Source organism: Pseudoalteromonas sp. Z1A2 (assembly GCF_011378755.1).
Taxonomy (GTDB): Bacteria; Pseudomonadota; Gammaproteobacteria; order Enterobacterales; family Alteromonadaceae; genus Pseudoalteromonas; species Pseudoalteromonas distincta.
This window is the reverse complement of record NZ_WTKX01000024.1, coordinates 13,414-36,744: the sequence shown is the minus strand read 5'-3', so window position 1 is coordinate 36,744 and position 23,331 is coordinate 13,414. Positions and strand designations below refer to the sequence as shown.

Genomic DNA, 23,331 nt, shown 5'->3' with positions numbered 1-23,331 from the left:
GAGCAATATTCAAACCAACAAACTATTAAAAACCTCATTAGTTCAATATATAGATATTTATAGCTGCAAATATCCGAAGAAAATTTAAAATCCTAAATTACTTTTTTTATATTACTTCATCATGGATAATACACATCATTCTAATACTCTGAAATATCATTAATTTCATGTTGAAAAAAACCATTTTAATAACTACCACCATCATTTTTTTAGTTGTAGCTGCATTTATTGGTACCTCAATTTATACCCTATACAGTAAAAAAGAAATCTCAGTTGATCCTAAATTAAAAGAAATATCAGGAATAGAATTTGATAAACAACAACGTTTATGGGCTATTAACGACGGAGGCAATGAACCAAAGCTATACAGACTCAATAAAGACGGTTCTATTGCTAAAGAAATTTTAGTTGAAAACGCTAAAAACATTGATTGGGAAGACATGACCCAAAACAAATTTGGGCACTTCTTTTTAGGCGATTTTGGTAACAACAAAAACGATCGTAGATGGCTCACTATTTATAAAATAGAAAACCCGATAGATATAAAAACAGATACGACTCAAGCAGAAATAATTAAGTTTACCTACCCCGAAATGGATGGCAGTCCTATAAAGCCCAATAACCGTAATTTTGATTTAGAGGCATTTGTAGCTCTAGGACGTCACTTATATTTATTTACTAAAAACCGCACAGAGCCATTTGATGGTATTACTAAGGTTTATAAAGTGGGCGATCATGCTGCTAATTTTAAAGCCGAGTTAATAGATTCATTTAAAACATGTACCACTTTAGAAAAGCTATGCTGGATAACATCGGCTGCTTTAAGCCCTGATCGTAAAAAGCTGATATTACTTGATTCAACCAGTATTTGGTTATTCGAAAATTTTGAGGGTGATAAGTTTTTTTCTGGCGATGTATCAAAAATTGACTTAGGAATAGTAACTCAAAAAGAAGCTGTCACTTTTTTTGATGACAATACTATTGTATTTACAGATGAAGAGTTTAAAGGTATTGGCGGTAATGCTTATTTTATAAAGCTTGATGAAGCCAAAAAAGAAATTATAAGAAAAAAGCCGACCTCAGAAAAAATACATCCATAATATAATGTTAGCTAAGCAAAAGTTCCAAAGCTTAGCTAACTTATGTAAAAGGTATCGAGTTAGTTACTCTTTTCGTTTGACGAATGGAGTGCTTTTTCTACATCAACACCTAAAATCAACACTCCAATATGGCTATTATTATCTAAAACAGGAAAACTTAGCTGTACTTGAAAATGATGTGTTGATGCATCATATGTAACGCTATCAAAGTTATAGTCCTTTGACTGTTTAAATATTTTAGTAAACTTATTCTCATCTCCTTGCCAGTAATCACTGGTTAACTTACTTATTGCTATATTTTTTCCTTGGCTATCAGTCAATATAAGCTCAGTAACAACACCTTTAAACTGCGATTGCCATTTTTTAAATACCTTAGATAACGGTAAATCAAGCATAGTTAACGCATCAGCATGCCCAACGTGTTTACTTTCTTTTATCCATAGCTGGTCTCGTTTCATAATTTCAGGCTCACTCAAAGGAGACTCATTACTTATTTGAACTTCTTCGACTAAACTAGGTAAGTTTAATAAGGTTTTAGCGCTACTGTAGAGCCTATCAAGTATTTGCGTTTCTTCACTTTTTGATAGTGAAAATGGAGCTTGCGCACAAGTATTTATATTTTCATCGAACTGCTGCATAAATTCAGGAAGGCGTTTGATAAGTGAATGCGAAGCAAATAATCCCAAAGGTACATATCTAAAAAATTCTTTTTGGTACTCGTCTTTATTGATCCCTAGCTTAGAGGCTGCTAATTCAAAATCGTCTAAATCAAGTAGGATTCTATCAATCCGTTTATGGTGCATTACATTTACTATTTCTTCTAATGAATTTACTTCTACCTCAGCAATAATATTCTGAGTTTTAAACCAATTTGCTTGATAACTTCCTCTTACTGCACCATAACGCATTTTATTTTTTGGTTTATTAATGCTCTCTGGGTGAGTGAACCAGTACCAGCTTTCTAAAAAAATGGGGGATGATATACGTCCATAAGCTTTCATTTCAGGCATTAAATGGGTTGTGAAATATCCATCTAAGCGCTCTAACTTTACTTCTCGACGTGCACGTAACCATGGCAAGGTTTGTAGCTGAAAAGGCGCTCCCATTTCAAATAAAATACACTCGACTTGGTTGACTGCATTATTAGGAGCTGTGGTGGGTAAGTTTGTCCCAAACTGGAGAGGCCCAGTTAAACCTAACAAAAGAGTGAAAAGATATGCGGGCATAATCCATTGCTAAATAATGTACAAATTAAAACAAGTATAGTCATGCATATAAAAAAGTATTAATTTTCTTTACAAAATTTTGTACCTTATCAATAGCTTCAATATTTAAATCTATGATTTATTGCTATTAACTTATAAAAAGCAGGCTTAAATATTTAAATTAATGCATTTATATCTAGGGTCTGTTTATCTTTGTGGATAAAAATTTGTTCAAACTAGGTGCTATTTAATTGCGGCGCAAGATTTATAAGCTAGTGTGCTCGATAACTGCTCCTGCGTTATTCTAATTGCTTACATCCATGTAAGAATAAATAAAAACCGAGCAAAGCTTCCGCGCCCTGCTCACGCCCCCTCCCCTGCATCTATGTAGGCAACCAAGAGAAAATAGCGCCTAGGAAGAATCTTTTGGGGGCTGTTAATTTAACCTTGAAGGTTCAACAGACCCTAGCCTTTTTATTATTGACCTAAAGTATACCGAGTGTTCACTTAACGACTAAAAACAAAGGAACTACCCAACCCTAGCGCTTAAATTTAGTTTCTAAAATTACAGAAGATGTTGTTCGCTCCACCCCATCAAGATTTCCTATATCGTCCAACAAATGACTAAGCTGTTCTAAATTTTGAGCTTGGACCACTGCAATTAAATCAAACTCACCACTTATGGCATAGAGCTGTGAAATAGCATCAATTTGCTTAAGCTCAATGTTTGTTTTAGTTGTTAATTTTTGTCTTACTTTTATAGACACATGAGCTGATACCATTTTACTAAGGTAGTCGTCACCGTAATCAACGCTGTAACCTTTAATCACACCGGTTTCTTCTAATTTGAGCATTCGGCTCTGTACTGTTGAACGAGACAAGTCAAGCATTCGCGCAAGATCAGAAATACTCGCTCTTGCATTTGTTTTTAGTACAGAAAGTAGCTTTTCATCTTGTGGAGTTATCATAATGGTTATTTTCTTCGTTATTTTGACTTTTATTTTAATCATTTTTCACAAAATAGCACTGCAATTTTAACAGCTAACCTTCGATAATGACCTCTATAAGAAATAATAACGTGTTTGCTGAAGAATAAAGGCTATATTCTTCTTTGAGTTAGCAACTAATCTTTTATCTAAGCCCATTAAATTTAGGTGTAAAAATGCAAGTAACAAGAGACTTATTTAACGACGTAATGGTACCAAACTATAACCCATCAGCAATTATCCCAGTTCGTGGTGAAGGTTCACGCGTTTGGGATCAAAATAACAATGAGTTCATTGATTTTGCCGGTGGTATTGCCGTTAACTGTTTGGGTCACTGTCATCCTGCATTAGTTAAAGCATTAAAAGAGCAAGGCGAAAAAATTTGGCATTTATCAAATGTTATGACCAATGAGCCAGCACTTCGTTTAGCTCAAAAAATGGTTGAAGCAACATTTGCTGATAAAGTTTACTTTGCAAACTCAGGTGCAGAAGCAAACGAAGCAGCCCTCAAGCTAGCGCGTCGTTATGCATTGGACGTATATGGCGCTGAAAAAACGCAAATTATTGCATTTAATAAAGGTTTCCATGGTCGTACATTCTTTACAGTAACTGTGGGCGGGCAAGCGGCTTATTCAGATGGCTTTGGTCCAAAACCTGCGGACATAGTACATTGTGATTTTAACGATATAGCGGCATTTGAAGCGCTGATCAGCGATAAAACATGTGCTGTTATGATGGAACCATTACAAGGTGAAGGCGGTATTATTTCACCAACAGATGAATTTGCTAAAAAAGTACGCGAACTTTGTACTAAACATAACGCGTTACTTATTTTTGATGAAGTACAAACGGGTGTTGGTCGCACAGGCGATTTATACGCTTATGAAGGTTTAGGGGTTGTTCCTGACATTTTAACAACGGCAAAAGCATTGGGTGGTGGTTTTCCTATTGGCGCTATGATCACTCGTACACCTATTGCTGAGCATTTAAAAATTGGTACTCACGGTTCTACTTATGGCGGAAACGCACTTGCTTGTGCTGTGGCCGAAGCGGCATTTGATACAGTAAATACACCAGACGTACTAAACGGTGTTAAAGAGCGCGAGCAATTATTCCGTGACGGATTAAACGCAATTAACGAAAAATACAACGTATTTAGCGAAGTACGTGGTAAAGGCTTATTAATTGGCGCAGTACTAAATGACAAATTTGAAGGTCGCGCACGCGACTTTTTAGTAGCCAGTGCTAATAATGGTTTGATGAATCTTGTAGCGGGTATGAATGTAATTCGTTTTACACCGTCTTTAATTATTCCGTTTGAAGATATTAAAGAAGGCTTAGCGCGCTTTGAAAAAGCCGTTAGCGACGTAGTAAACGGTTAATATAGTTTAAATTAGCACGCCTACAGGCGTGCTATTGGAGCAAGCAATAAATGCAAGTATTACGTCCTATTACTGCCAATGATTTTGACGCGCTTAAACAAATAGCGATTGAATCCGGTCATGGGTTTACCTCTTTGCCTGTGGACGATGCACAGCTTAAAGAAAAAATTGAACGTGCTGAAAAAAGCTTTGCCAAAAACATTAACCAGCCACTTGATGAAAGCTATTTATTTGTTTTAGAAGACAGTGAAACAGGTGACGTTATTGGCACAACCGCTATAGAAGCCGCAGTAGGTTTATCGGTGCCTTTATATCATTATCATTTGGGTAAAACAGTACACCACTCGCCTACTTTAAATGTATATAACACCGTTGATATTTTAAGCATGTGTAACGACTACACTGGTTGCTCAGAAATATGTACATTATTTTTGCGCGAAAATAGCCGTAAAGGCCTAACGGGTCGATTTTTATCTCGTTCACGCTTTTTGTTTATGGCTCAGCACAGCGAGCGTTTTGCCGATACTGTTATCGCAGAAATGCGCGGTGTTAGCGACGAAGACGGTCATTCTCCTTTTTGGCAATGGCTGCAAGAGCACTTTTTTAGTATCGAATTTCCACAAGCGGATCACTTAGTGGGCTTAGGCGATAAGGTATTTATTAGCGAGTTAATGCCTAAGTACCCTATTTATGTGAACTTGCTTAGCAAAAAAGCCCAAGCTGTTATTGGCCATGTGCATGAAAAAACAAAACCTGCGCTAAAATTATTAGAAAAAGAAGGTTTTGAGCACAGAGGCTACGTTGACTTATTTGACGCAGGCCCAACGGTTGAAGCAAAGCTTGGTAATATTCGCAGCATTCGTGACTCTCAAGTTTGCCCTATTACTATTGGTGAGCTTGATCACATATCACAAAATAGCTCAGATACGCTGGCTGTATGTAATCAAGGCGTAAGTGGCTTTAGAGCAACATTTACCAAAGACGCACACTACAATCATGCAAAACATACTCTCGTCATTAGCCAAGATGTGGCTAAGGCGCTTAATTTAAGCCAAGGAGACGCAGCGCGATTTTTCCGCCTGTAAATAATTTATGAATACACACCTAATTAATAACCAGTGGCATACAGGCCTTGGCCCAGTATTTGAGTCAATCAATCCAAGTAATGGCGATGTGGTATGGCAAGGTAATGGCGCAAACGCTGATCAAGTAGATTCGGCTATAAAAGCAGCCAGAGCTGCGCAATTACAATGGGCAGACAAACCACTTGAAGAGCGTATAGTCATTCTTGAAAGCTTCGCAGCACAATTAAAAGAACACAGCGAAGAATTTGCGACCATAATTGCACGCGAAACAGGAAAGCCATTATGGGAAACCCGCACCGAAGTAGGCGCAATGACAGGTAAAGTAGCTATATCTGTAAAAGCCTACCATGAGCGTACCGGTACAACCGAAAACCCAATGCCCGGTGCTAAAGCGTTTATTAGACACAAACCGCATGGCGTTGTGGCTATTTTTGGCCCGTATAACTTTCCGGGGCATTTACCAAACGGACATATTGTTCCTGCAATTCTAGCTGGCAACACAGTGGTATTTAAGCCATCAGAGCTTACTCCGCACGTGGCAGAATTTACCCTCTCACTTTGGCTAAAAGCGGGCTTACCAGCGGGTGTTATTAACCTTGTGCAAGGTGAAATTGAAACAGGTAAAGCACTTGCCTCTCATAAAGATATAGATGGCTTGTTTTTTACCGGTAGCTCAAACACAGGTCACTTACTACATAAACAGTTTGCTGGACACCCCGGTAAGATTTTAGCGCTTGAAATGGGCGGTAATAATCCACTGATTGTAAAAGATGTGAGTGATGTAAGCGCTGCTGTGCACGATGTTATTCAATCAGGCTTTATTACCTCAGGTCAGCGCTGTACGTGTGCACGTCGCTTATTTATTGAAAAGTCGCTCAATGGCGATGCTATTTTAGAAAAGCTAATAAGCGCAACTAAAAACATAGTTGTAGACGACAGCTTTGCTACAGAGCAGCCTTTTATGAGTGCAATGATAAGCGAAAAAGCAGCACTGGGTATGGTTGCTGCGCAAAGTGAATTAGTCTCAAAAGGTGCACAAATCCTTGTTGAACTTAAGCAATTAAAACCAGGCACAGGTTTTGTAAGCCCGGGCATTATTGATGTAACAAGCATTACCGACATGCCAGATGAAGAGCATTTTGGACCGCTAATTAAAGTGTATCGTTATACCGACTTTGACAGCGCAATTATTGAAGCCAACAACACAAGCTTTGGTTTATCTGCAGGTTTACTTAGCGACAGTGAAGATGACTACACTCACTTTTTAAAGCGCATTCGTGCCGGTATTGTTAACTGGAACCGCCCCATTACAGGTGCCTCTAGTGCAGCTCCATTTGGCGGTATTGGCGCCAGTGGTAATCACAGAGCAAGTGCATACTATGCCGCCGATTATTGCGCATACCCTGTCGCATCTGTGGAGTCAGACAAAGTGAGCTTACCGCAAACCCTAGCGCCGGGCTTAGTAATTGAATAAGCAATAAAACCAAATTTTAGATTTAAGGACTTAACATGCATACTGATGTAAACACATTATTTGAGAACCTTTGGGAAAACTATTTAAACGTAACTCCATCGGCAGATAAAATTCATGACCTTTTAGGGTCAACGCAAAAAGATGACATCATTAACGATCATATTGCGCTGCGTACATTTAATATAGAAAAAGTGGGTCTTGAAAAGCTCGCCGCTCACTTTTTAGCAATTGGTTACAAAGAATGTGGTGAGTACCACTTTGAAGCTAAAAAACTTTACGCAAAACACTATGAGCATAGCGATCCTAATCAGCCAAAAGTATTTATCTCTGAACTATTAGTAGAAAAATGCTCGCCAGAGTTACAAGCCATCGTGACAGATATGGTAAGTCAAATTGACGAAAGTGCAGTTACAGCAGACAACTTTTTATATTCAGGCACGCATTGGCAAGTAAGCACCGATACTTACAAACAACTGCTAGCTGAAAGCGAATATGCAGCGTGGATGTCGGCGTGGGGTTACCGTGCCAATCACTTTACCGTAAATATTAATACGCTTGCTAAGTTTGATAACATTCATGATGTTAACCAAGCCCTAAAAGACGCCGGCTTTTCGCTTAATACGTCAGGCGGTGAAGTTAAAGGCTCACCAGAGGTGTTACTAGAGCAATCGTCAACACTTGCTGATGAATACTCAGTTACCTTTAGTGACGGTGATATGAGCATTCCTAGCTGCTTTTATGAGTTTGCTATTCGTTACCCTAAAGCAGACGGCGAGCTTTATACTGGTTTTGTTGCAGCCTCAGCTGACAAAATATTTGAAAGCACGAACGCTCGATAGCAAAACCTAAAGTACCTTATTTTAAAAAGCCCGTTATGGGCTTTTTTTATGTCGATGTGTCGATAAGTTATATTGATTAATTATAAAAATAGCGGTTTATAATCGTTTTCTAACTTTTCAAACGACAAGTCGCCAATAAAACGACCGAAGCTCAACCAAGTTGCCAAACCGCGTAAATCTTTAAAGTGTGGTGGTACAAATTGTGGACTCTCTATTACACCTAAATCATGAAGCTGCGATATTAATCTAAAATCATCTATCGATATTTTACCTACCAGTAATAAAGGAAGTCTATCTATTCGACCAAGCTGTATTGCAACGCGTATTAAGTTATAAACCAGTACAAAGCCTTTAATGTAAGCAATATCTTTTGTAAAAGGCAAACCTGTTGGCGTACTGCCTCTAAATACACGCTGCGCAAGTGTGTAGCTGTCATCTTTTGATAAACCTTGCGCTACGTAATCACGGTAAATGTCTACAAACTCGGCGCCATCTATTACCTTTGTAACGGCTTGAATACGATTCACTAATTTAGATAAACGCCTTGGAGTTGATTTTAAAGTAATAATTTCGGTAAGGACCGCTAAGCCTTCTTGGGTAATAGTGGAGCTTGGCGTGCCTTTACTCAAACACGTTAAATAAGGCTGAGCTAAACCATTTTGAGTGGTACCGACGTGTATCCACCCTTCGTGAACTTCTAAAATATCAAGTTCGCGCTGAGAAAACTTAACATCTTGATTAAGCTTTATATTATTAGCACCTGCGGCTGCATCACTAACAATACCATCGCTAAGCATTACCTCAACGTTTATGCCTGCCATACTAGCGGTTACTTGCTCAGACAGAATACGCACTGCATCAACAGCATCAATATTTTTAGGGTCGTCAGGCAGTATGTCGGCTATAAGTAAATTTTGCAGCGGTTTATCTAGCATATTAGCTAGCTCAGAAAGTGAGGGCTCACCGGCATGAAATAAATCTTTAGGGTGACCAAATAACTCCACCGATAAGTCATGAAACTCTGGTGTGCCACGATACTCAAGCATGCTTAATACTGTTTTATACTCTGTGCACATTTTTCCCATGTATTGAGCTATGGGATTTAACTGACCCAATTGGTTAATAATGTTACGGTGCAAAGTAGAAAACGCTTGGCGTAACTCGCTAGGTACAAAACCAAGATCGCGCTGTTGATAGTATGCACGATCGATCAGTGGATTTTTTTGACATTTTTGTCTAAAAAACTCCTCTTTAGTTTGTTTATCCCAATTAATAGCATCGAGTATCCTAATAGGCGTTTGCAATGCAATTAATTGATCCGATAACTCACGAGTTTTTAGTAGTAACGCCTTGTCTATCATGGTGTAAGCTCAACAATAAATGAATTTTGAGCATAATTTAAAAAGGCCAAATTACAAAGCAATATCACATTTTTTTAGCTATTGTTTTTAAGATGATCGACCCTCATATCTATATCGTATTAGCTTTTTAATAAAAGGTATAAAACATGAAAAACGAACTCGACAATAAACAGATTTTAGCCGTATATGAACGCATAATTCAAAAAGGTGAAATGACTGATGAAGGCAAACATTATCAGGGAGTTACTGCATATTCAGACGTAGACGGTTACACCGTATATCTACAAGGTAGCGGCGTAGAACTGCGCTTTGGTTTTCATAATACTTACCACCTTGACTACGAGCATGAAAAGCATAAAGACGACTTTTTGAAAAAATTATATAACATTGCAAACGAGAGCTAATGCACCCACGAAAACTCAGACACCGCCCGACCAGTAAGCTCAATACTACTTTTATTAATCAAGTAGTAGAAGAGCTTAAAGCTAATCCAAGTAAAGTCTCTATTATTCAAGACAACCTAGAACAGTACCGTTCTCAAACTCATTTAAAGCGTGGTTTTTTACTGGCTATAGAGCGCTTTGATTGGGTATTTGAAGCAAGCAAAGATATTGATTTCATTTGCCAGCAAATTTTAGCTGATGACTACATTGGCAATAGACTAAGACGTTACCCCCTACTTTTTAAAGGCGTTATTAATAATGCCTAACCTTTCAATACCAAGCGCTTTAAAGCGATAAAACCACAAAGTTTACTCTCCATATAAATTTATTAGAGCACTAAGCAATTGCAGGTTTAGTGTTCTTTTGTATCAAAATAATACTATTAGTACTCTAACTATTATTGTTCTAATGGTTTTTTGACATTTTATTCATTTATTGCTGTAAACAAATCATTACTATTATTAAATTTAAAAATTAAATTCTCAAGCTACTGTTTTAAATAAAATTAAATAAATAAAAACCACATCTTCTTTGTCCTATTAATTGCTCTTTTATTAATGATTAATCTACATTTTGGCATCTAGATATTTACCTCAACCTTGAATTGTTAGAGCTATTACCTTAAGCTTATCTTTATTGAACGTTCAATTAATAAAAATTATGCCTAAAGTTGGAATGGAACCTGTCAGGCGTCAGCAGCTAATTGACGCAACTATAGAATCTGTTGCGACGAATGGATTACAAGGAACGACTATAAACAGCATTAGTAAAAATGCAGGTTTATCGTCGGGTATTATTAGTCATTATTTTGGTGGTAAGCAGGGGTTGATTGAAGCCACTGTTCGATACTTACTAACAAGCTTAAAACAAGACTTGATAGGCAAAGTAAATCATCAAACAAATGCGACTGAACGTTTAATGTTTATTATCGAAGCCAACTTTGCGCTTGTACAACAGCGTAATGATACAACCCGAACGTGGTTAAGTTTTTGGGCGCAATCGATGCATGATGAAGAATTACACCGACTACAAAATGTAAACAGTAAACGCTTGCAAAGTAATTTAGCATTTTCTTTTAAACAATTAATGCCTATTGAGCAAGCAAATCAAGCTGCAGAACTTAGCGCCGCAATGATCGATGGCCTATGGTTAAGAGCAGTACTGAGTAAATCAGACAATAATCAGTTTAAACACTGTGAAAAGTTAGCAAAAAGCTATGTACTTTCACTTATCAAGCAATATGGAGCCTAGCGTGACTACACCTGTCTATCAAAATTTTATTAACGGCCATTTTCTTGCAAACCAGAACGGCAAAACATTTGATGTAACAAACCCAGCAACGGGCGAGGTTATTTACGCAGTAGAAATTGCCGACGAATTTATTCAAAACGCAGCCATTGAGAGTGCAAAGCAAGGTTTTGCTCAGTGGTCAGCAATGACACCCATTGAACGTAGCCGCATTTTATTAAAAGCAGTGGCTATTTTACGCGAGCGTAACGATGAACTAGCACTTGTAGAAGTACTCGACACCGGTAAACCAATGCAAGAAGCAAATTGTGTTGATATTGAAACTGGCGCTGATGTAATTGAATACTTTGCAGGTCTTGCGCCAGCACAGGTAGGCCAACAACAAATGGTTGGTGATGACTTTTACTACACACGCAAAGAGCCATTAGGTATTTGTGCGGGTATTGGTGCATGGAACTACCCACTACAAATTGCATGTTGGAAGTCAGGCCCTGCTCTTGCTGCTGGGAATGCATTTATATTCAAACCATCTGAAGAAACACCACTTGGCGCAATTAAACTTGCAGAAGTATTTGTTGAAGCTGGCGTACCTGCAGGTGTGTTTAATGTTGTTCAAGGCGCGGGCGATGTAGGCCAGTGGCTAACGCAGCATAGCGATATTGATAAAGTATCGTTTACGGGTGAAGTAGGCACAGGTAAAAAAGTAGTAGCGAGTGCTGCCGGTACGTTAAAAGATGTCACGATGGAACTTGGTGGTAAATCTCCACTATTAGTATTTGATGATGCCAACATAGAGCAAGCGGTTAGCGCTGCTATGTTAGGTAACTTTTATACGCAAGGCGAAATTTGTACTAACTGTACACGTATTTACGTTCACAAAAATGTATATCAGCAGTTTATTGATGAGCTTAAAGCGCGCACTGAGAAAAACATTATTGCTGGCGACCCACAAGATTTAAATACTAACTTTGGCGCACTTATCTCTAAAAAGCATCAAGAACTAGTAATGAGCTACGTTAATAAAGGTATTGAAGAAGGCGCAACACTACTAACCGGTGGTACAACGCTTTCACCTGAATCTGCACCTAATGGATACTTTGTAGCACCAACTGTGTTTATTGATTGTAATGACGATATGACTATTGTTAAAGAAGAAATATTTGGTCCAGTAATGAGCGTGCTTGTTTTTGACGATGAAGGCGATGTGATTGCACGCGCTAACGGTACACACCTAGGCTTAGCTGCTGGCGTATTTACGAGTGATATTAAACGTGCTCACCGCGTAATTCATAAGTTACAAGCCGGTATTTGTTGGATTAATGCATACGGTAACTCACCGGCTGAAATGCCAGTTGGCGGTTACAAGCAATCGGGTATTGGCCGTGAAAATGGTATACAAACGCTTGATCAATACACGCAAACTAAGTCTATTTATGTTGGTATGGCCGACATAGAAAGCCCATTTTAAGGCGCCCTACTATGAGTAATCATTACGACTATATTATTGTTGGCGCGGGTTCGGCGGGTTGTGTTTTAGCCAACCGTTTATCTGAAGATTCAAGTAACCGCGTGTTACTACTTGAAACTGGCGGTAGCGATAAAAGTATTTTTATAAAAATGCCAACCGCGTTATCTATTCCTATGAATAGTGAAAAATACGCATGGCAGTTTCATACGCAGCCTGAGCCTCATTTAGATAACCGTGAAATGCATTGTCCTCGAGGCAAAGTATTAGGCGGCTCGTCATCTATCAACGGCATGGTATACGTACGTGGCCACGCAAAAGATTTTGACGAATGGCAGCAACACGGTGCAAACGGCTGGGATTACCAATCGTGTTTACCGTATTTTCAAAAAGCAGAAAGCTTTTATCTTGGTGAAAATACTTACCGTGGTGGCAAAGGCCCGCTTGGCGTTAATAACGGCAACGAAATGAAAAACCCGCTTTACCGCACCTTTATCAAAGCAGGTGTACAGGCCGGTTACGCGTCTACAGATGATTATAATGCATCGCAGCAAGAGGGTTTTGGCCCAATGCACATGACCGTAAAAGACGGCGTGCGCAGCTCTGCTTCGCGTGAGTATTTAGACCCTGTTAAATCGCGTAGTAATTTAACGATTATTACAGGTGCACTAGCACAGCGCGTGATTTTAGATGGTAAAAAAGCCACAGGCATTGAATACAAAGTAAATGGCGACGTTAAAACTGCACATGCTGCAAAAGACGTTATATTAAGTGCAGGCCCTATCGGCTCTCCACATATTTTACAACTCTCTGGTATTGGTGATACTCAAGCGCTTGAAAAAGCAGGCGTTGAAGTACAGCATCATCTACCAGGTGTAGGTCAAAACTTACAAGATCATCTTGAGTTTTACTTTCAATACAAGTGTAAGCAACCTATCACGCTTAACGGCAAACTAGGCATTGTTTCAAAAGGGTTGATTGGTGCGCGCTGGTTATTAACGCGTTCGGGTTTAGGTGCAACGAATCATTTTGAATCGTGTGCGTTTATTCGCTCAAAACCTGGTGTTGAATGGCCAGATATTCAATATCACTTTTTACCAGCGGCTATGCGTTACGATGGTAGAAGTGCATTTGCAGGTCATGGTTTTCAGGTACATGTTGGTCATAACAAACCAAAAAGTCGCGGTAGTGTCACTATTGCTTCTGCGAACCCTGAGCAACCACCAACCATTTTATTTAATTACCTTGAACACCAAGACGATATTGAAGGCTTTAGAGCGTGCGTTCGCTTAACACGCGACATAATCGAACAAAGTGCCTTTGATGAATACCGCGATGAAGAAATTCAACCAGGTAAACATATTCAAACAGATGAAGAAATAGATGCCTTTGTACGCCAAGCCGTAGAAAGTGCCTACCACCCTTCTTGCTCATGCAAAATGGGTGGAGATGATATGGCCGTTGTTAATTCAAATACGCAAGTACATGGTATTGAAGGACTACGTGTTGTTGACTCATCTATATTCCCAACAGTTCCTAACGGAAACTTGAATGCGCCTACTATTATGGTTGCCGAAAAAGCAGCTGACATAATTTTAGGTAAAGAACCATTACAGAAATCGGATGTGAATGTTGCCATAACAACAAACTGGCAAGAAACACAACGTAGTACGGAGATCTAACTTTAGCCACATGCTTAGGTTTAGTCTCGTCGGGCTAAACCAATGCGTGCCTTGCAGTGGCACACGATGTAAATAGGTTACGTTGTGTTAATGCGAGAATAAAACAATAAAATACGGAGTGCTTATGAATTATTTTTATTCATTACTGGAGGGTAACAATGACTATTTGGCTTAATGCAGGCATCATTTTTACCTTACTTGCTATTATCACTATTTTAATTAAATGGGGTAATGTTCGCGTAGTAGGTGTAACACCAGTTCGAACCTTTACCTTTATAGCAATACTATTTACTTCTGGCCTAGATGTTGGCCTTATTATGTTTCCTTTAACTGAGTTTGCAGGTTATGCAGACATAAAAGCAAGCCCAGAATACGCGTTTGCAAATCCACTGGCTATTGAGTTTGGCTACTGGGGATTTTTGATCTGGGGATTTTACTTTCTTACGTGCTTTTATTTCTGTGTAATAGAACCTAAAGTGAAATTTTTCGAAATTCCTTGGGTTAAATTTATCAATAACGTTGTAATTATTGGTACATGTGCATTTACCGCTTATTTACTGCTTACAAACCTACCATGGTATTTACCCGAATTAGGCGATGGAACAAGTATAGTTTCTGAGTTTTACTTAATTGTGTTTGCTGCTATCTGTTTTGCTGTGTACTCAAGTACTGACATTAAATATGTACGTATTTTAAGTATTTCTACTACGTGGTTATTCTTAGCTTTAATCGCCTTTATGTGGACTGGCGCATTTGTGATAGGTGATAGTCAAATGTCAGCATTTACAGATAACTTAGGTTCTATTGGTACTTACTTTGCAAACATTAATGAATTTGTTTTACCGCTTAATGATTACCATGAGTTTTACTTATTCTGGTGGTTTGCGTGGAGCATAATGATTGGTCAATTTACATCACGCTTTGTTGGTGGACTTAAAACATACCAAGTATTAGGTGCAATGTTGATTTTCCCTTCTATTCCTATTGCGATTTGGTTTAGCGTACTTTATCACTACCATGAAGCGGGCATCCCAACTCAAGGTATTAAAAACTTCGCTATGGTATTTGTAGGTATTGTATTTGTAATTAACTCACTTGATTCGTTAGTGCGTTTATATACAGATAACCTAAACTTTACCGTAAAGCGTTTTGGCAAAATGAAATACATAATCGGAAATGTTGTTGGTCTATCATTACTTACACTATTGTTTAAATTAGAATTTTTACAAATTCAGTGGGTAGGCGCATTAGTTATCGGCTTGTTCTTTATCTGTGCAGCATTTATTGGTTACAGTAAATTTAAAACAGTAACAAATATAGATAGCTCACCAAAAGCAAACGCAATTGATTACACAAAAATAGACACAGTACACTAGGGATTAATAATGAATAACAAACTAAAACAACTTGTAGTAGCACTACCATTTGCACTTTTATCAACAACTGCAGCAGCTGATTGGTCAACAACAATCACTGCAGCGTCTGACTACACTTTTAATGGTGTAACACAGACCGATAGCGACCCTGCAATTCAAGGCAGCTTAGATTATGCCTTTGATAGTGGTGTTTACGCTGGTGTTTGGGCCTCAAACGTAGATTTTGGTGACGACACTGATTTTGAGCTTGATGCTTACTTAGGTAAATATGTACAACTTGATGAGCAATTCAGCGTTGATTACGGTATCGCTTATTACACTTATCAAGGTAATAACAGTGACGGTAACTACGCTGAAGCTTACACTAAGTTTGGTTATGCAAGTGAATACGGCCAAACTGAGCTTAACTTTTGGTATAGCTGGGATTACTTTGGAACAGGTGCGGGTCATGTAATTTCAATGGTTGCTCACACTTATGAACTAGCTCCAAATCACGCACTACGTGCAAGTTTTGATATTTCAAACTCACTTGATGGTGAAAAGTGGGCTTGGGATACAAACCAGAAAAAATCGTACAAGCACTACCGCTTAGCTTATCAAACAAGCTACGAAGGTTTTGGTATTGAAGTGGCTGCTGAAAACACTAGCTTAGATTACGATTATGCTGATGAGCGTATTGTACTTGCTGTTTCACGCACATTTGATCTTTAATACATTAATTACTGATTAAACAAAAAATGCCACTCTATTTAGAGTGGCATTTTTATTTGTAAAATAACTAACTAACTAACTAACTAACTAACTAACTAACTAACTAACTAACTAACTAACTAACAATATCCCACGCACTTGTACCCGATGCAGAAAGATTGCTGGTGTTATTACGTAATACTTTATTGCCTACATTAACTGATGACTCAGGACGGCTCACTAAATACCCCTGAACTGAACTCACACCCATTTTTTTAACAAGCTCAAACTGCCCTATTTCTTCAACGCCTTCAGCTACAATTTTAAGGCCCAGCTTTTGTCCAAGCTCACTAATTGTATTTAATATATCGTTATATTTTTGACTTTTATTGGCTTGAGCTATGAACGAGCGATCAATTTTAATAACATCAATTGGTAAATCCGCTAATGTACTTAACGAGCTAAAACCTGTACCAAAGTCATCAATTGCAATAGTGATGCCTTCTTCTCTTAATCTACTTAGCTCTTTAATTATTCTAGGGCTGGCTTGAATAAATGTTGATTCGGTAATTTCAAGCATTAGAGACGTCGCCGGTAAGCCGGTTTTTTTTAGCTTCTTCATTATCCAATCATAAATATCACGGTGCTTTAACTGAATGCCCGAAACGTTAACTGATATTTTTACTTTGCGCATACCTGCATTATGCCATGCAGCCATTTGCCGACACGATTCAAGCATAATCCAATCGCCAAGCTCTAATATTAAATTCGACTCTTCTGCTATTGGAATAAATTCTGAAGGTGGGATCATACCTTCAACTGGGTGGTCCCAACGTGTAAGCGCTTCAAAATAATCAATCATACAATCTTCAACATGTACAATTGGCTGAAAAGACAAGTAAAAATCTTTACACGCGAGCGCTAAACGCAATTCTTCGAGTAAATAATGATAACGGCGCATTTTGTTACCCATTTCCGGCGAGTAAACTTTAAATATTCCCTTACCATCACTCTTAGCTCTGTACATAGCAACATCAGCTAATTGTAAAAGTGCTTGTGGGGTTGACGCGCTTTCTGGGTAAGCAGCAATACCAATACTGGCACTAATTTTTACTATTTTATTGCCAAGCACAAAGTCTTTTTCAAGCTCACTTAGCACGTGCTTCGCTATGTCAACAACTCTGTCGCTATCATCAAGTAGTTCTATAAATATGGAGAATTCGTCTCCTCCTAATCTTGATAAGTTTTGCTCTAATTGATTAGCGCTATTAATATTACTTAACTTATGGTGACGTAAAACATTTGCAAGTCGACTGGCCACTTGAACTAATATTTCATCACCAAAACTATGGCCAAACGAATCATTTACTTGTTTAAAGCCATCCAAGTCGATAAATAGAAGCGCACACTTGAGATCTTCCTGATTAGCATGATTTATTTGTCTGTCTATGTGTTCAATATATGCATGGCGGTCAATTAACAGCGTCAGTTTGTCTTGACAAATACTTGTTTGAGTTTGTTTAACATAATTAACTACGTGTGAATTTAAGCTATTTATAGATTGACTTAAGCTGCTTACACCTAATGGGTTCTCTGCCGGTTTAACTTGTAAATTAAATGCAGTAAGTAAGCTATTGGCTTGGCGGTTGAGTTCCGCTATTTGATTTTTATAATGACGTTTTCTACGTTCTCTACGTAAGTAGATACCTGAGCCAAATATCAATATACATAAAAATAAAAAGTTCATGGGTGATGCGAGCGTCATCATGATTAACTTGTTAGAATCAGCGGCTACAAATTGGGTATCAGTGGTTTTAATAAGTAAAAAATCAGCTGTTGGCTGCTTAATTATATAATGGCCATTTAAAATGGGATTATACCAAGGAGCCATATCAAGGGAGGTATTCGTGATCTCGAAACTTCGTATATCAATATTAGTCTGAAATAGATTTATACGGTTGATCTGATTAGTTAACTCTATGTTTATGCAGAAACAAAATAGAACTATGATTAAGAAAATAAAACCGAGCGGCTTAAGTTTATTCATAAAAAAAATCCATCTATTTTGCTTCTCCTATCAAACCCATTACCAAAAGCGGATTATATCGCTTGCATTTAGTACTACGCAAGCATTGATATAACCCTAAGCCATTAGAATAACAAAAAATTGTAACGATAATGGATTAACTAACTGTATCTACATATAGTATAGGTGGGATTAATAAAAATAAACAAAAACGTTTCAATTGTTTAAAATTTAATACATGCCGTCAATAAGCTCTATAATTTTTTCTTCCGCATTAATCTATGCCTCACCACTTCAGCTTTAAGTACTTATATTTACTCAACCTTAATCGCATTTGCTCCGCTGTCGTACATCATTTAAAAATTATTCTTGCGCATTATGCATTGCTACTCAAACTAGTAAAAATCATCGCTAGTACTGTTATTATTAAAATTTAAAGCTGCCATGCATAGCTAACTTTTGTAAATAAGGTACGTTGATCCCGCTCAATATTTTTAAGTGAATCGTCTTGGTAACCTCTATCTGAGTAACCCAAATAAAACAGTGTTTGCGCATTAATTTTATATGAGTAAACAAGCTGACTACCATAGTCTTTGTTAATTTGGCTAACTTGATAAAAGTAGGCATTTTCGTCTCTATCAATATCTTCAAATTGTAAAATAAGCTTAAGAATTGAACGCATACTAAATTTATAATGAAGCCTAAAATCAACTAAGTTAGCTGTAAATACACGCTCCCCTTGTGGGTTATCTAATTGGCTGTAGTTATGTTTTACATCGAGCTGCCAATGGTCGTTAATGTCCCACACCATTTGGGTTTGGGTGTCAAACGCATCGCCTAATTGCTCATTTGCATAATCAATGCGGCTTGCGTATTCAACATATAATGATAACTTTAAATCTTTAGTGGGTTTAAAGCCCGTATAAATGTAACCAATATTTTGATTATAAAAATTGTCATTATAATTTTCATAACGGTGTACTAAACCAATTTCAAAAATAGATTGTTTTTGACCTTTAAAACTCAAAAAGCCTTCGTATTCTTCTTCAAGTAAGTCGCCATTTTGTGCCCACGTTTTATCCCAGTCAGCTTCGTATGACCATGAGGTAAGTAAATCAGATTCATCTCTGTACCATGTTTGTCCGCCACCAAAGCCTACTTTTTCATAATCGACTTTAGCTTGATAACCTAAATCAGTGCGGTAGTCCTGCCCAATATTTTCATAAGATGCAAATAATTTGTAATCACGTTTATCGCGGGTAAGTTCTAGAGCATAAGCTTCATCTGATTGAGTTTGAGATAAGTTATAGTTTTGAATTAAAAATTCAGAGTTACGAGTATCAGCAGATGACACTTGATACAAAAGAGTATCCGATTGATTAAACCAGTAGCTACCATCCACTGATAATACAGTGTTGTGATAGTCATCACTTTCTCTGTGCGTGCTTGAAATACCAATAGTACCTTGCTGACCTAAGTCATATTGATAACGCCCTGCGGCTGCATTCGTTTTTTCGTTTAAGCTTGCAAAGCCAGAGCCCTGATTCGTTGGCAGTAAAATATTACTATTGTCGTCATCAGCTAGCATTAGCGCATAACTATGATCGCCCGTTTTACCCGTCAGCTTTGCACCTAAAGTAGGCTCTGCAATTGTACGTGTATATAAAAGCTCAAATAAACTACTTTTAAAGTAAGAAGCACCATCTAAAAAGAAAGGACGTTTTTCAGCGTAATAAATTGAAAAGGTTGTATTTACATCAAGCTCTAAAGAGTCAGTTTCTACTTGCGAAAAATCAGGATTAATTGTCGCGTTTAAAACAGCATCTTTTGTTAAACCCCAGCGTAAATCTAAGCCCACTTCAGTATCTATATCACCCTTATCCCAATCACCTGGCAACGCAGATTTATTATCGTTACGCAGTGTGGTTAATGTAGGTGTTAATTGGATATTTTTACTTGATTCAATGTCACTAAATCCAACTAACTTATCAAACTGGCAAAGGCTGCATTTCACGTTTCTATCAAACCCCATGTTTGATAGCTGATATAGCACATCACGTTGGTAGTTTCTCATTACAGAAAAACCCCACGTTAGCTCATTTTTATTTTCAGGAAAACGCAGTGCTTTAAAAGGAATACGCATTTCAACAACATAACCTTTGTCGTTAATTTGTCCTGCGCTATCCCAAATAGCATTCCATGAGGTATCAGAGCTCCAGCCATCGGTGTCGGTCATTCGTATATCGCCTTGCGCGCCCAGCGGGTTAACATGGAATTCATAACCACTGCGTTCATCATTAAATGTATCAATAACAAGAATAACGACGTCGTCTTCCCATAGCGTATCGCGGTCACGAAGTGATGCACGAATTTGCGTAGGGTCTGGGTCTTGTGCAACATAGGCAACATATAAGTTAGTGCCATCTTCGTAAATAAAGGCATCAGTTTTTACAGGGGGTGTGCCTTTTTCGTTAGGCTCATCTTGGTAAAGTAAAGATATACGTGTTGCATTTTGCCAGTGCGCTTCATCCATAACACCATCAACGGTGATATTTGAATTAATACGGGACAAGGATACTTGCTGTTTTTTAGCCGCTACATCAAGGCTTGAAAGTAATAAAGCAAAACTTAAAAATAGGAAGGTAAACTTTTTTATTATAGTTATAAAGTACTGCATAAACATCCATTTAGACTGTAATTACTCATAAGGAGCAACTTAAGCTGAGGATTGTAATTTATCCAGGTACATTTGTTAATACTTTGAAATGAAAAATTAACTATTTAATGATAAAGGAGTAACTAATTGTTATGTATTATGTTTCGAGTAGTTTAAGCTTATCGTCTATGCCATTCCATACATCAGCGTCCTCTGGTGCAGGTTTAACCTCTGTAATGCGCGGCCAGACCAGTGCAAGTTCAGCATTTAATTCAGTAAACTCTTTTTGAGACTCTGGTAGCTCATCTTCTTGGTATATCGCATCAGCTGAACACTCAGGGACACATAAGCCACAATCAATACAATCAATCGGGCTAATTGCTAAAAAATTAGGGCCTTCAAAAAATGCATCTGCTGGGCACACTGATACGCAATCGGTGTACTTACATTTTATACAATTTTCGGTGACAACAAACGCCATACTATTTTAATACCTAAGATTTTGAACAACAGTTGTGGATCATACCCATCCACCCCAAAAATACAATAAATAAGTGCCATATCAGGCTATTTTAACGTAAAATGCGCGCCTAATGTTTGCACACTCGTTGTGTCCTGCATCCCCTTATTGTGAGCGGTAATAATACCCCGCTATGACACCTAAAAGAGATATAAATGATACGTTTAACCGAAATTAAGCTGCCACTTGATCATGACGAAGACGCAATTGGTCAAGCAATTGTAAATAAACTAAAAATCCTACCTGAACAATTGCACAGTTTTAATGTGTTTAAACGTGGTTATGATGCACGTAAAAAATCAGCTATTTTACTTATTTATACACTCGATATAGAAGTTGATAACGAAGCCGAGCTACTCGCAGCATTTGAAAAAGACCAACATGTAAAAGTAGCACCAGACACAAGTTATAAATTTGTAGCCCAAGCTAACAATAATATCAAAGAGCGCCCTGTCGTGATTGGTTTTGGTCCTTGTGGTTTATTTGCGGGCTTATTACTTGCTCAAATGGGCTTTAAACCCATTATATTAGAGCGCGGTAAAGAAGTACGTGAACGTACAAAAGACACGTTTGGCTTTTGGCGTAAACGCACACTTAATACAGAATCAAATGTACAATTTGGTGAAGGTGGCGCAGGTACTTTCTCAGACGGTAAGTTATACAGCCAAGTAAAAGATCCAAAGCATTATGGCCGAAAAGTCATTACTGAATTTGTAGAAGCAGGCGCACCCGATGAAATTTTATACGTAAGTAAGCCACACATTGGTACGTTTAAACTTGTCACCATGATTGAAAAAATGCGCGCTCGTATAATAGAGCTTGGCGGCGAAATTCGCTTTAGCACACGTGTTGACGATATTCATTTAGACGACGGGCAAGTAACAGGTTTAACGCTTTCAAATGGCGAGCAACTAAACACTCGACATGTTGTATTAGCCGTTGGCCATAGCGCACGTGACACGTTTGATATGATCCATAAAAAAGGGATTTATGTTGAAGCAAAGCCATTCTCAGTCGGTTTTAGAATCGAACATAAACAATCAATGATCGATGAATGTCGTTTTGGCACAAATGCAGGAAACCCAATTTTAGGCTCTGCCGATTATAAACTTGTTCATCACTGCGACAATGGCCGCACGGTTTACAGCTTTTGTATGTGCCCAGGTGGCACAGTAGTCGCGGCAACCTCTGAAGAAGGCCGTGTTGTTACCAATGGTATGAGTCAATATTCACGAAGTGAGCGCAACGCTAACAGCGCTATTGTGGTAGGTATATCACCAGAGCAAGATTTCCCTGGTAATCCACTTGCCGGAATAGACTTACAACGCAAACTTGAAGAGCAAGCGTATGAGCTTGGTGGTAGCAACTACGATGCACCAGCACAGTTAATTGGAGATTTCTTAAAAGGTAAATCATCTGCAGACTTAGGTGAAGTACAACCCTCTTACACACCTGGTATTAAGTTAACTGACTTGAGTAAAGTGTTACCACAATTTGCAATTGATGCCCTTCGCGAAGCGATACCAGCGTTTAATAAACAAATTCGTGGCTTTTCAACTAACGACGGTTTATTAACCGGTGTGGAAACACGTACTTCGTCGCCTATTAGTATTAAGCGTGATAAAACATTCCAAAGTATTAACACCAAAGGGCTTTACCCTGCTGGTGAAGGCGCAGGTTACGCTGGCGGTATTTTATCAGCGGGTATTGATGGTATTAAAGCAGCTGAAGCAGTCGCACTGTCTATGTTAGAAAACGCTTAAACCTCTTTTTTAAGCTGTTTATCGAAAAGC

The 23,331-nt window shown here is 38.1% G+C and carries 19 protein-coding genes; 13 read left to right on the top strand and 6 right to left on the bottom strand.

Features of this window, described 5'->3' with window-relative positions; translation table 11 throughout:
• Positions 1–167 precede the first annotated feature (167 nt).
• The gene (locus GQR47_RS15675) at positions 168–1,100 is read left to right on the top strand and encodes a hypothetical protein (RefSeq protein WP_024595451.1); all 933 of its coding nucleotides are present in this window, start codon (positions 168–170) and stop codon (positions 1,098–1,100) included.
• A 59-nt stretch (positions 1,101–1,159) separates the two neighbouring features.
• Here GQR47_RS15675 and GQR47_RS15670 read toward each other — a convergent pair whose 3' ends face one another.
• Together GQR47_RS15670 and GQR47_RS15665 are read right to left on the bottom strand one after the other, a co-directional pair.
• Complete coding sequence (locus tag GQR47_RS15670) at positions 1,160–2,326, bottom strand: cellulose-binding family II protein (RefSeq protein WP_165724042.1); 1,167 nt, start codon at positions 2,324–2,326, stop codon at positions 1,160–1,162.
• Between the two features lie 518 nt (positions 2,327–2,844).
• Positions 2,845–3,273 (bottom strand): Lrp/AsnC family transcriptional regulator, encoded by a 429-nt coding sequence (locus GQR47_RS15665; RefSeq protein WP_002958609.1) that lies wholly within the window; start codon positions 3,271–3,273, stop codon positions 2,845–2,847.
• 194 nt (positions 3,274–3,467) lie between these two features.
• Here GQR47_RS15665 and GQR47_RS15660 point away from each other — a divergent pair, with 194 nt between their 5' ends.
• Genes GQR47_RS15660 through GQR47_RS15645 form a run of 4 tightly spaced genes read left to right on the top strand, consistent with a single transcriptional unit; the run spans position 3,468 to position 8,071 of the window.
• The gene (locus GQR47_RS15660) at positions 3,468–4,673 is read left to right on the top strand and encodes an aspartate aminotransferase family protein (RefSeq protein ID WP_165724041.1); all 1,206 of its coding nucleotides are present in this window, start codon (positions 3,468–3,470) and stop codon (positions 4,671–4,673) included.
• Positions 4,674–4,723: 50 nt separating this feature from the next.
• Positions 4,724–5,758: an arginine N-succinyltransferase gene (astA, locus tag GQR47_RS15655; protein ID WP_010553006.1), complete on the top strand. Its 1,035-nt coding sequence runs from the start codon at positions 4,724–4,726 to the stop codon at positions 5,756–5,758.
• Positions 5,759–5,765: 7 nt separating this feature from the next.
• Entirely contained in the window at positions 5,766–7,232 is a 1,467-nt protein-coding gene (gene astD, locus GQR47_RS15650; RefSeq protein WP_165724040.1) for a succinylglutamate-semialdehyde dehydrogenase, read from the top strand.
• Positions 7,233–7,267: 35 nt separating this feature from the next.
• Positions 7,268–8,071 (top strand): DUF1338 domain-containing protein, encoded by an 804-nt coding sequence (locus GQR47_RS15645; protein WP_165724039.1) that lies wholly within the window; start codon positions 7,268–7,270, stop codon positions 8,069–8,071.
• 80 nt (positions 8,072–8,151) lie between these two features.
• Here the strand turns inward: GQR47_RS15645 and GQR47_RS15640 are convergent, their stop codons facing one another.
• Entirely contained in the window at positions 8,152–9,432 is a 1,281-nt protein-coding gene (locus GQR47_RS15640; RefSeq protein ID WP_002958615.1) for a flavohemoglobin expression-modulating QEGLA motif protein, read from the bottom strand.
• Between the two features lie 146 nt (positions 9,433–9,578).
• Here GQR47_RS15640 and GQR47_RS15635 point away from each other — a divergent pair, with 146 nt between their 5' ends.
• The 7 genes from GQR47_RS15635 (at position 9,579) to GQR47_RS15605 (ending at position 16,357) form a co-directional block, all read left to right on the top strand.
• Positions 9,579–9,836, top strand: coding sequence for a DUF3081 domain-containing protein (locus GQR47_RS15635; RefSeq protein WP_008169639.1), 258 nt, complete (start codon positions 9,579–9,581; stop codon positions 9,834–9,836).
• Positions 9,836–10,141: a hypothetical protein gene (locus tag GQR47_RS15630; RefSeq protein WP_002958617.1), complete on the top strand. Its 306-nt coding sequence runs from the start codon at positions 9,836–9,838 to the stop codon at positions 10,139–10,141. The genes GQR47_RS15635 and GQR47_RS15630 overlap by 1 nt, the downstream gene beginning before the upstream one ends.
• Before the next feature lie 409 nt (positions 10,142–10,550).
• Positions 10,551–11,126: a transcriptional regulator BetI gene (betI, locus tag GQR47_RS15625; protein WP_024603276.1), complete on the top strand. Its 576-nt coding sequence runs from the start codon at positions 10,551–10,553 to the stop codon at positions 11,124–11,126.
• A 1-nt stretch (position 11,127) separates the two neighbouring features.
• Positions 11,128–12,591, top strand: a complete 1,464-nt coding sequence (gene betB, locus GQR47_RS15620) for a betaine-aldehyde dehydrogenase (RefSeq protein ID WP_165724038.1) — start codon at positions 11,128–11,130, stop codon at positions 12,589–12,591.
• 11 nt (positions 12,592–12,602) lie between these two features.
• Complete coding sequence (betA, locus tag GQR47_RS15615) at positions 12,603–14,270, top strand: choline dehydrogenase (RefSeq protein WP_165724037.1); 1,668 nt, start codon at positions 12,603–12,605, stop codon at positions 14,268–14,270.
• Between the two features lie 158 nt (positions 14,271–14,428).
• Complete coding sequence (locus GQR47_RS15610) at positions 14,429–15,646, top strand: BCCT family transporter (RefSeq protein ID WP_165724036.1); 1,218 nt, start codon at positions 14,429–14,431, stop codon at positions 15,644–15,646.
• Positions 15,647–15,655: 9 nt separating this feature from the next.
• Positions 15,656–16,357 (top strand): TorF family putative porin, encoded by a 702-nt coding sequence (locus GQR47_RS15605; RefSeq protein WP_024603578.1) that lies wholly within the window; start codon positions 15,656–15,658, stop codon positions 16,355–16,357.
• A 115-nt stretch (positions 16,358–16,472) separates the two neighbouring features.
• On the opposite strand, the gene GQR47_RS15600 is transcribed toward GQR47_RS15605, so the two are convergent.
• From GQR47_RS15600 to fdxA, 3 genes are all read right to left on the bottom strand, one after another.
• Positions 16,473–18,383 carry a bifunctional diguanylate cyclase/phosphodiesterase gene (locus GQR47_RS15600; RefSeq protein ID WP_165724034.1) on the bottom strand — a complete coding sequence of 637 codons (1,911 nt, stop codon included), beginning with the start codon at positions 18,381–18,383 and terminating at the stop codon, positions 16,473–16,475.
• A 412-nt stretch (positions 18,384–18,795) separates the two neighbouring features.
• Positions 18,796–21,039 (bottom strand): carbohydrate binding family 9 domain-containing protein, encoded by a 2,244-nt coding sequence (locus GQR47_RS15595; RefSeq protein ID WP_165724033.1) that lies wholly within the window; start codon positions 21,037–21,039, stop codon positions 18,796–18,798.
• 136 nt (positions 21,040–21,175) lie between these two features.
• On the bottom strand, positions 21,176–21,499 hold the full coding sequence (gene fdxA / locus GQR47_RS15590) for a ferredoxin FdxA (protein ID WP_002958626.1): 324 nt from the start codon (positions 21,497–21,499) through the stop codon (positions 21,176–21,178).
• 194 nt (positions 21,500–21,693) lie between these two features.
• Between fdxA and GQR47_RS15585 the strand changes: the two genes are divergently transcribed.
• Positions 21,694–23,301, top strand: a complete 1,608-nt coding sequence (locus tag GQR47_RS15585) for an NAD(P)/FAD-dependent oxidoreductase (RefSeq protein WP_154902879.1) — start codon at positions 21,694–21,696, stop codon at positions 23,299–23,301.
• The last annotated feature ends 30 nt before the right edge of the window (positions 23,302–23,331 follow it).

Bases quoted from the DNA above. Each gene is read 5' to 3' on its own strand.
- GQR47_RS15675 (WP_024595451.1), top strand. From the start codon at position 168: ATGTTGAAAAAAACCATTTTAATAACTACCACCATCATTTTTTTAGTT.
- GQR47_RS15670 (WP_165724042.1), bottom strand. From the start codon at position 2,326: ATGCCCGCATATCTTTTCACTCTTTTGTTAGGTTTAACTGGGCCTCTC.
- GQR47_RS15665 (WP_002958609.1), bottom strand. From the start codon at position 3,273: ATGATAACTCCACAAGATGAAAAGCTACTTTCTGTACTAAAAACAAAT.
- GQR47_RS15660 (WP_165724041.1), top strand. From the start codon at position 3,468: ATGCAAGTAACAAGAGACTTATTTAACGACGTAATGGTACCAAACTAT.
- astA (WP_010553006.1), top strand. From the start codon at position 4,724: ATGCAAGTATTACGTCCTATTACTGCCAATGATTTTGACGCGCTTAAA.
- astD (WP_165724040.1), top strand. From the start codon at position 5,766: ATGAATACACACCTAATTAATAACCAGTGGCATACAGGCCTTGGCCCA.
- GQR47_RS15645 (WP_165724039.1), top strand. From the start codon at position 7,268: ATGCATACTGATGTAAACACATTATTTGAGAACCTTTGGGAAAACTAT.
- GQR47_RS15640 (WP_002958615.1), bottom strand. From the start codon at position 9,432: ATGATAGACAAGGCGTTACTACTAAAAACTCGTGAGTTATCGGATCAA.
- GQR47_RS15635 (WP_008169639.1), top strand. From the start codon at position 9,579: ATGAAAAACGAACTCGACAATAAACAGATTTTAGCCGTATATGAACGC.
- GQR47_RS15630 (WP_002958617.1), top strand. From the start codon at position 9,836: ATGCACCCACGAAAACTCAGACACCGCCCGACCAGTAAGCTCAATACT.
- betI (WP_024603276.1), top strand. From the start codon at position 10,551: ATGGAACCTGTCAGGCGTCAGCAGCTAATTGACGCAACTATAGAATCT.
- betA (WP_165724037.1), top strand. From the start codon at position 12,603: ATGAGTAATCATTACGACTATATTATTGTTGGCGCGGGTTCGGCGGGT.
- GQR47_RS15610 (WP_165724036.1), top strand. From the start codon at position 14,429: ATGACTATTTGGCTTAATGCAGGCATCATTTTTACCTTACTTGCTATT.
- GQR47_RS15605 (WP_024603578.1), top strand. From the start codon at position 15,656: ATGAATAACAAACTAAAACAACTTGTAGTAGCACTACCATTTGCACTT.
- GQR47_RS15600 (WP_165724034.1), bottom strand. From the start codon at position 18,383: ATGAATAAACTTAAGCCGCTCGGTTTTATTTTCTTAATCATAGTTCTA.
- GQR47_RS15595 (WP_165724033.1), bottom strand. From the start codon at position 21,039: ATGCAGTACTTTATAACTATAATAAAAAAGTTTACCTTCCTATTTTTA.
- fdxA (WP_002958626.1), bottom strand. From the start codon at position 21,499: ATGGCGTTTGTTGTCACCGAAAATTGTATAAAATGTAAGTACACCGAT.
- GQR47_RS15585 (WP_154902879.1), top strand. From the start codon at position 21,694: ATGATACGTTTAACCGAAATTAAGCTGCCACTTGATCATGACGAAGAC.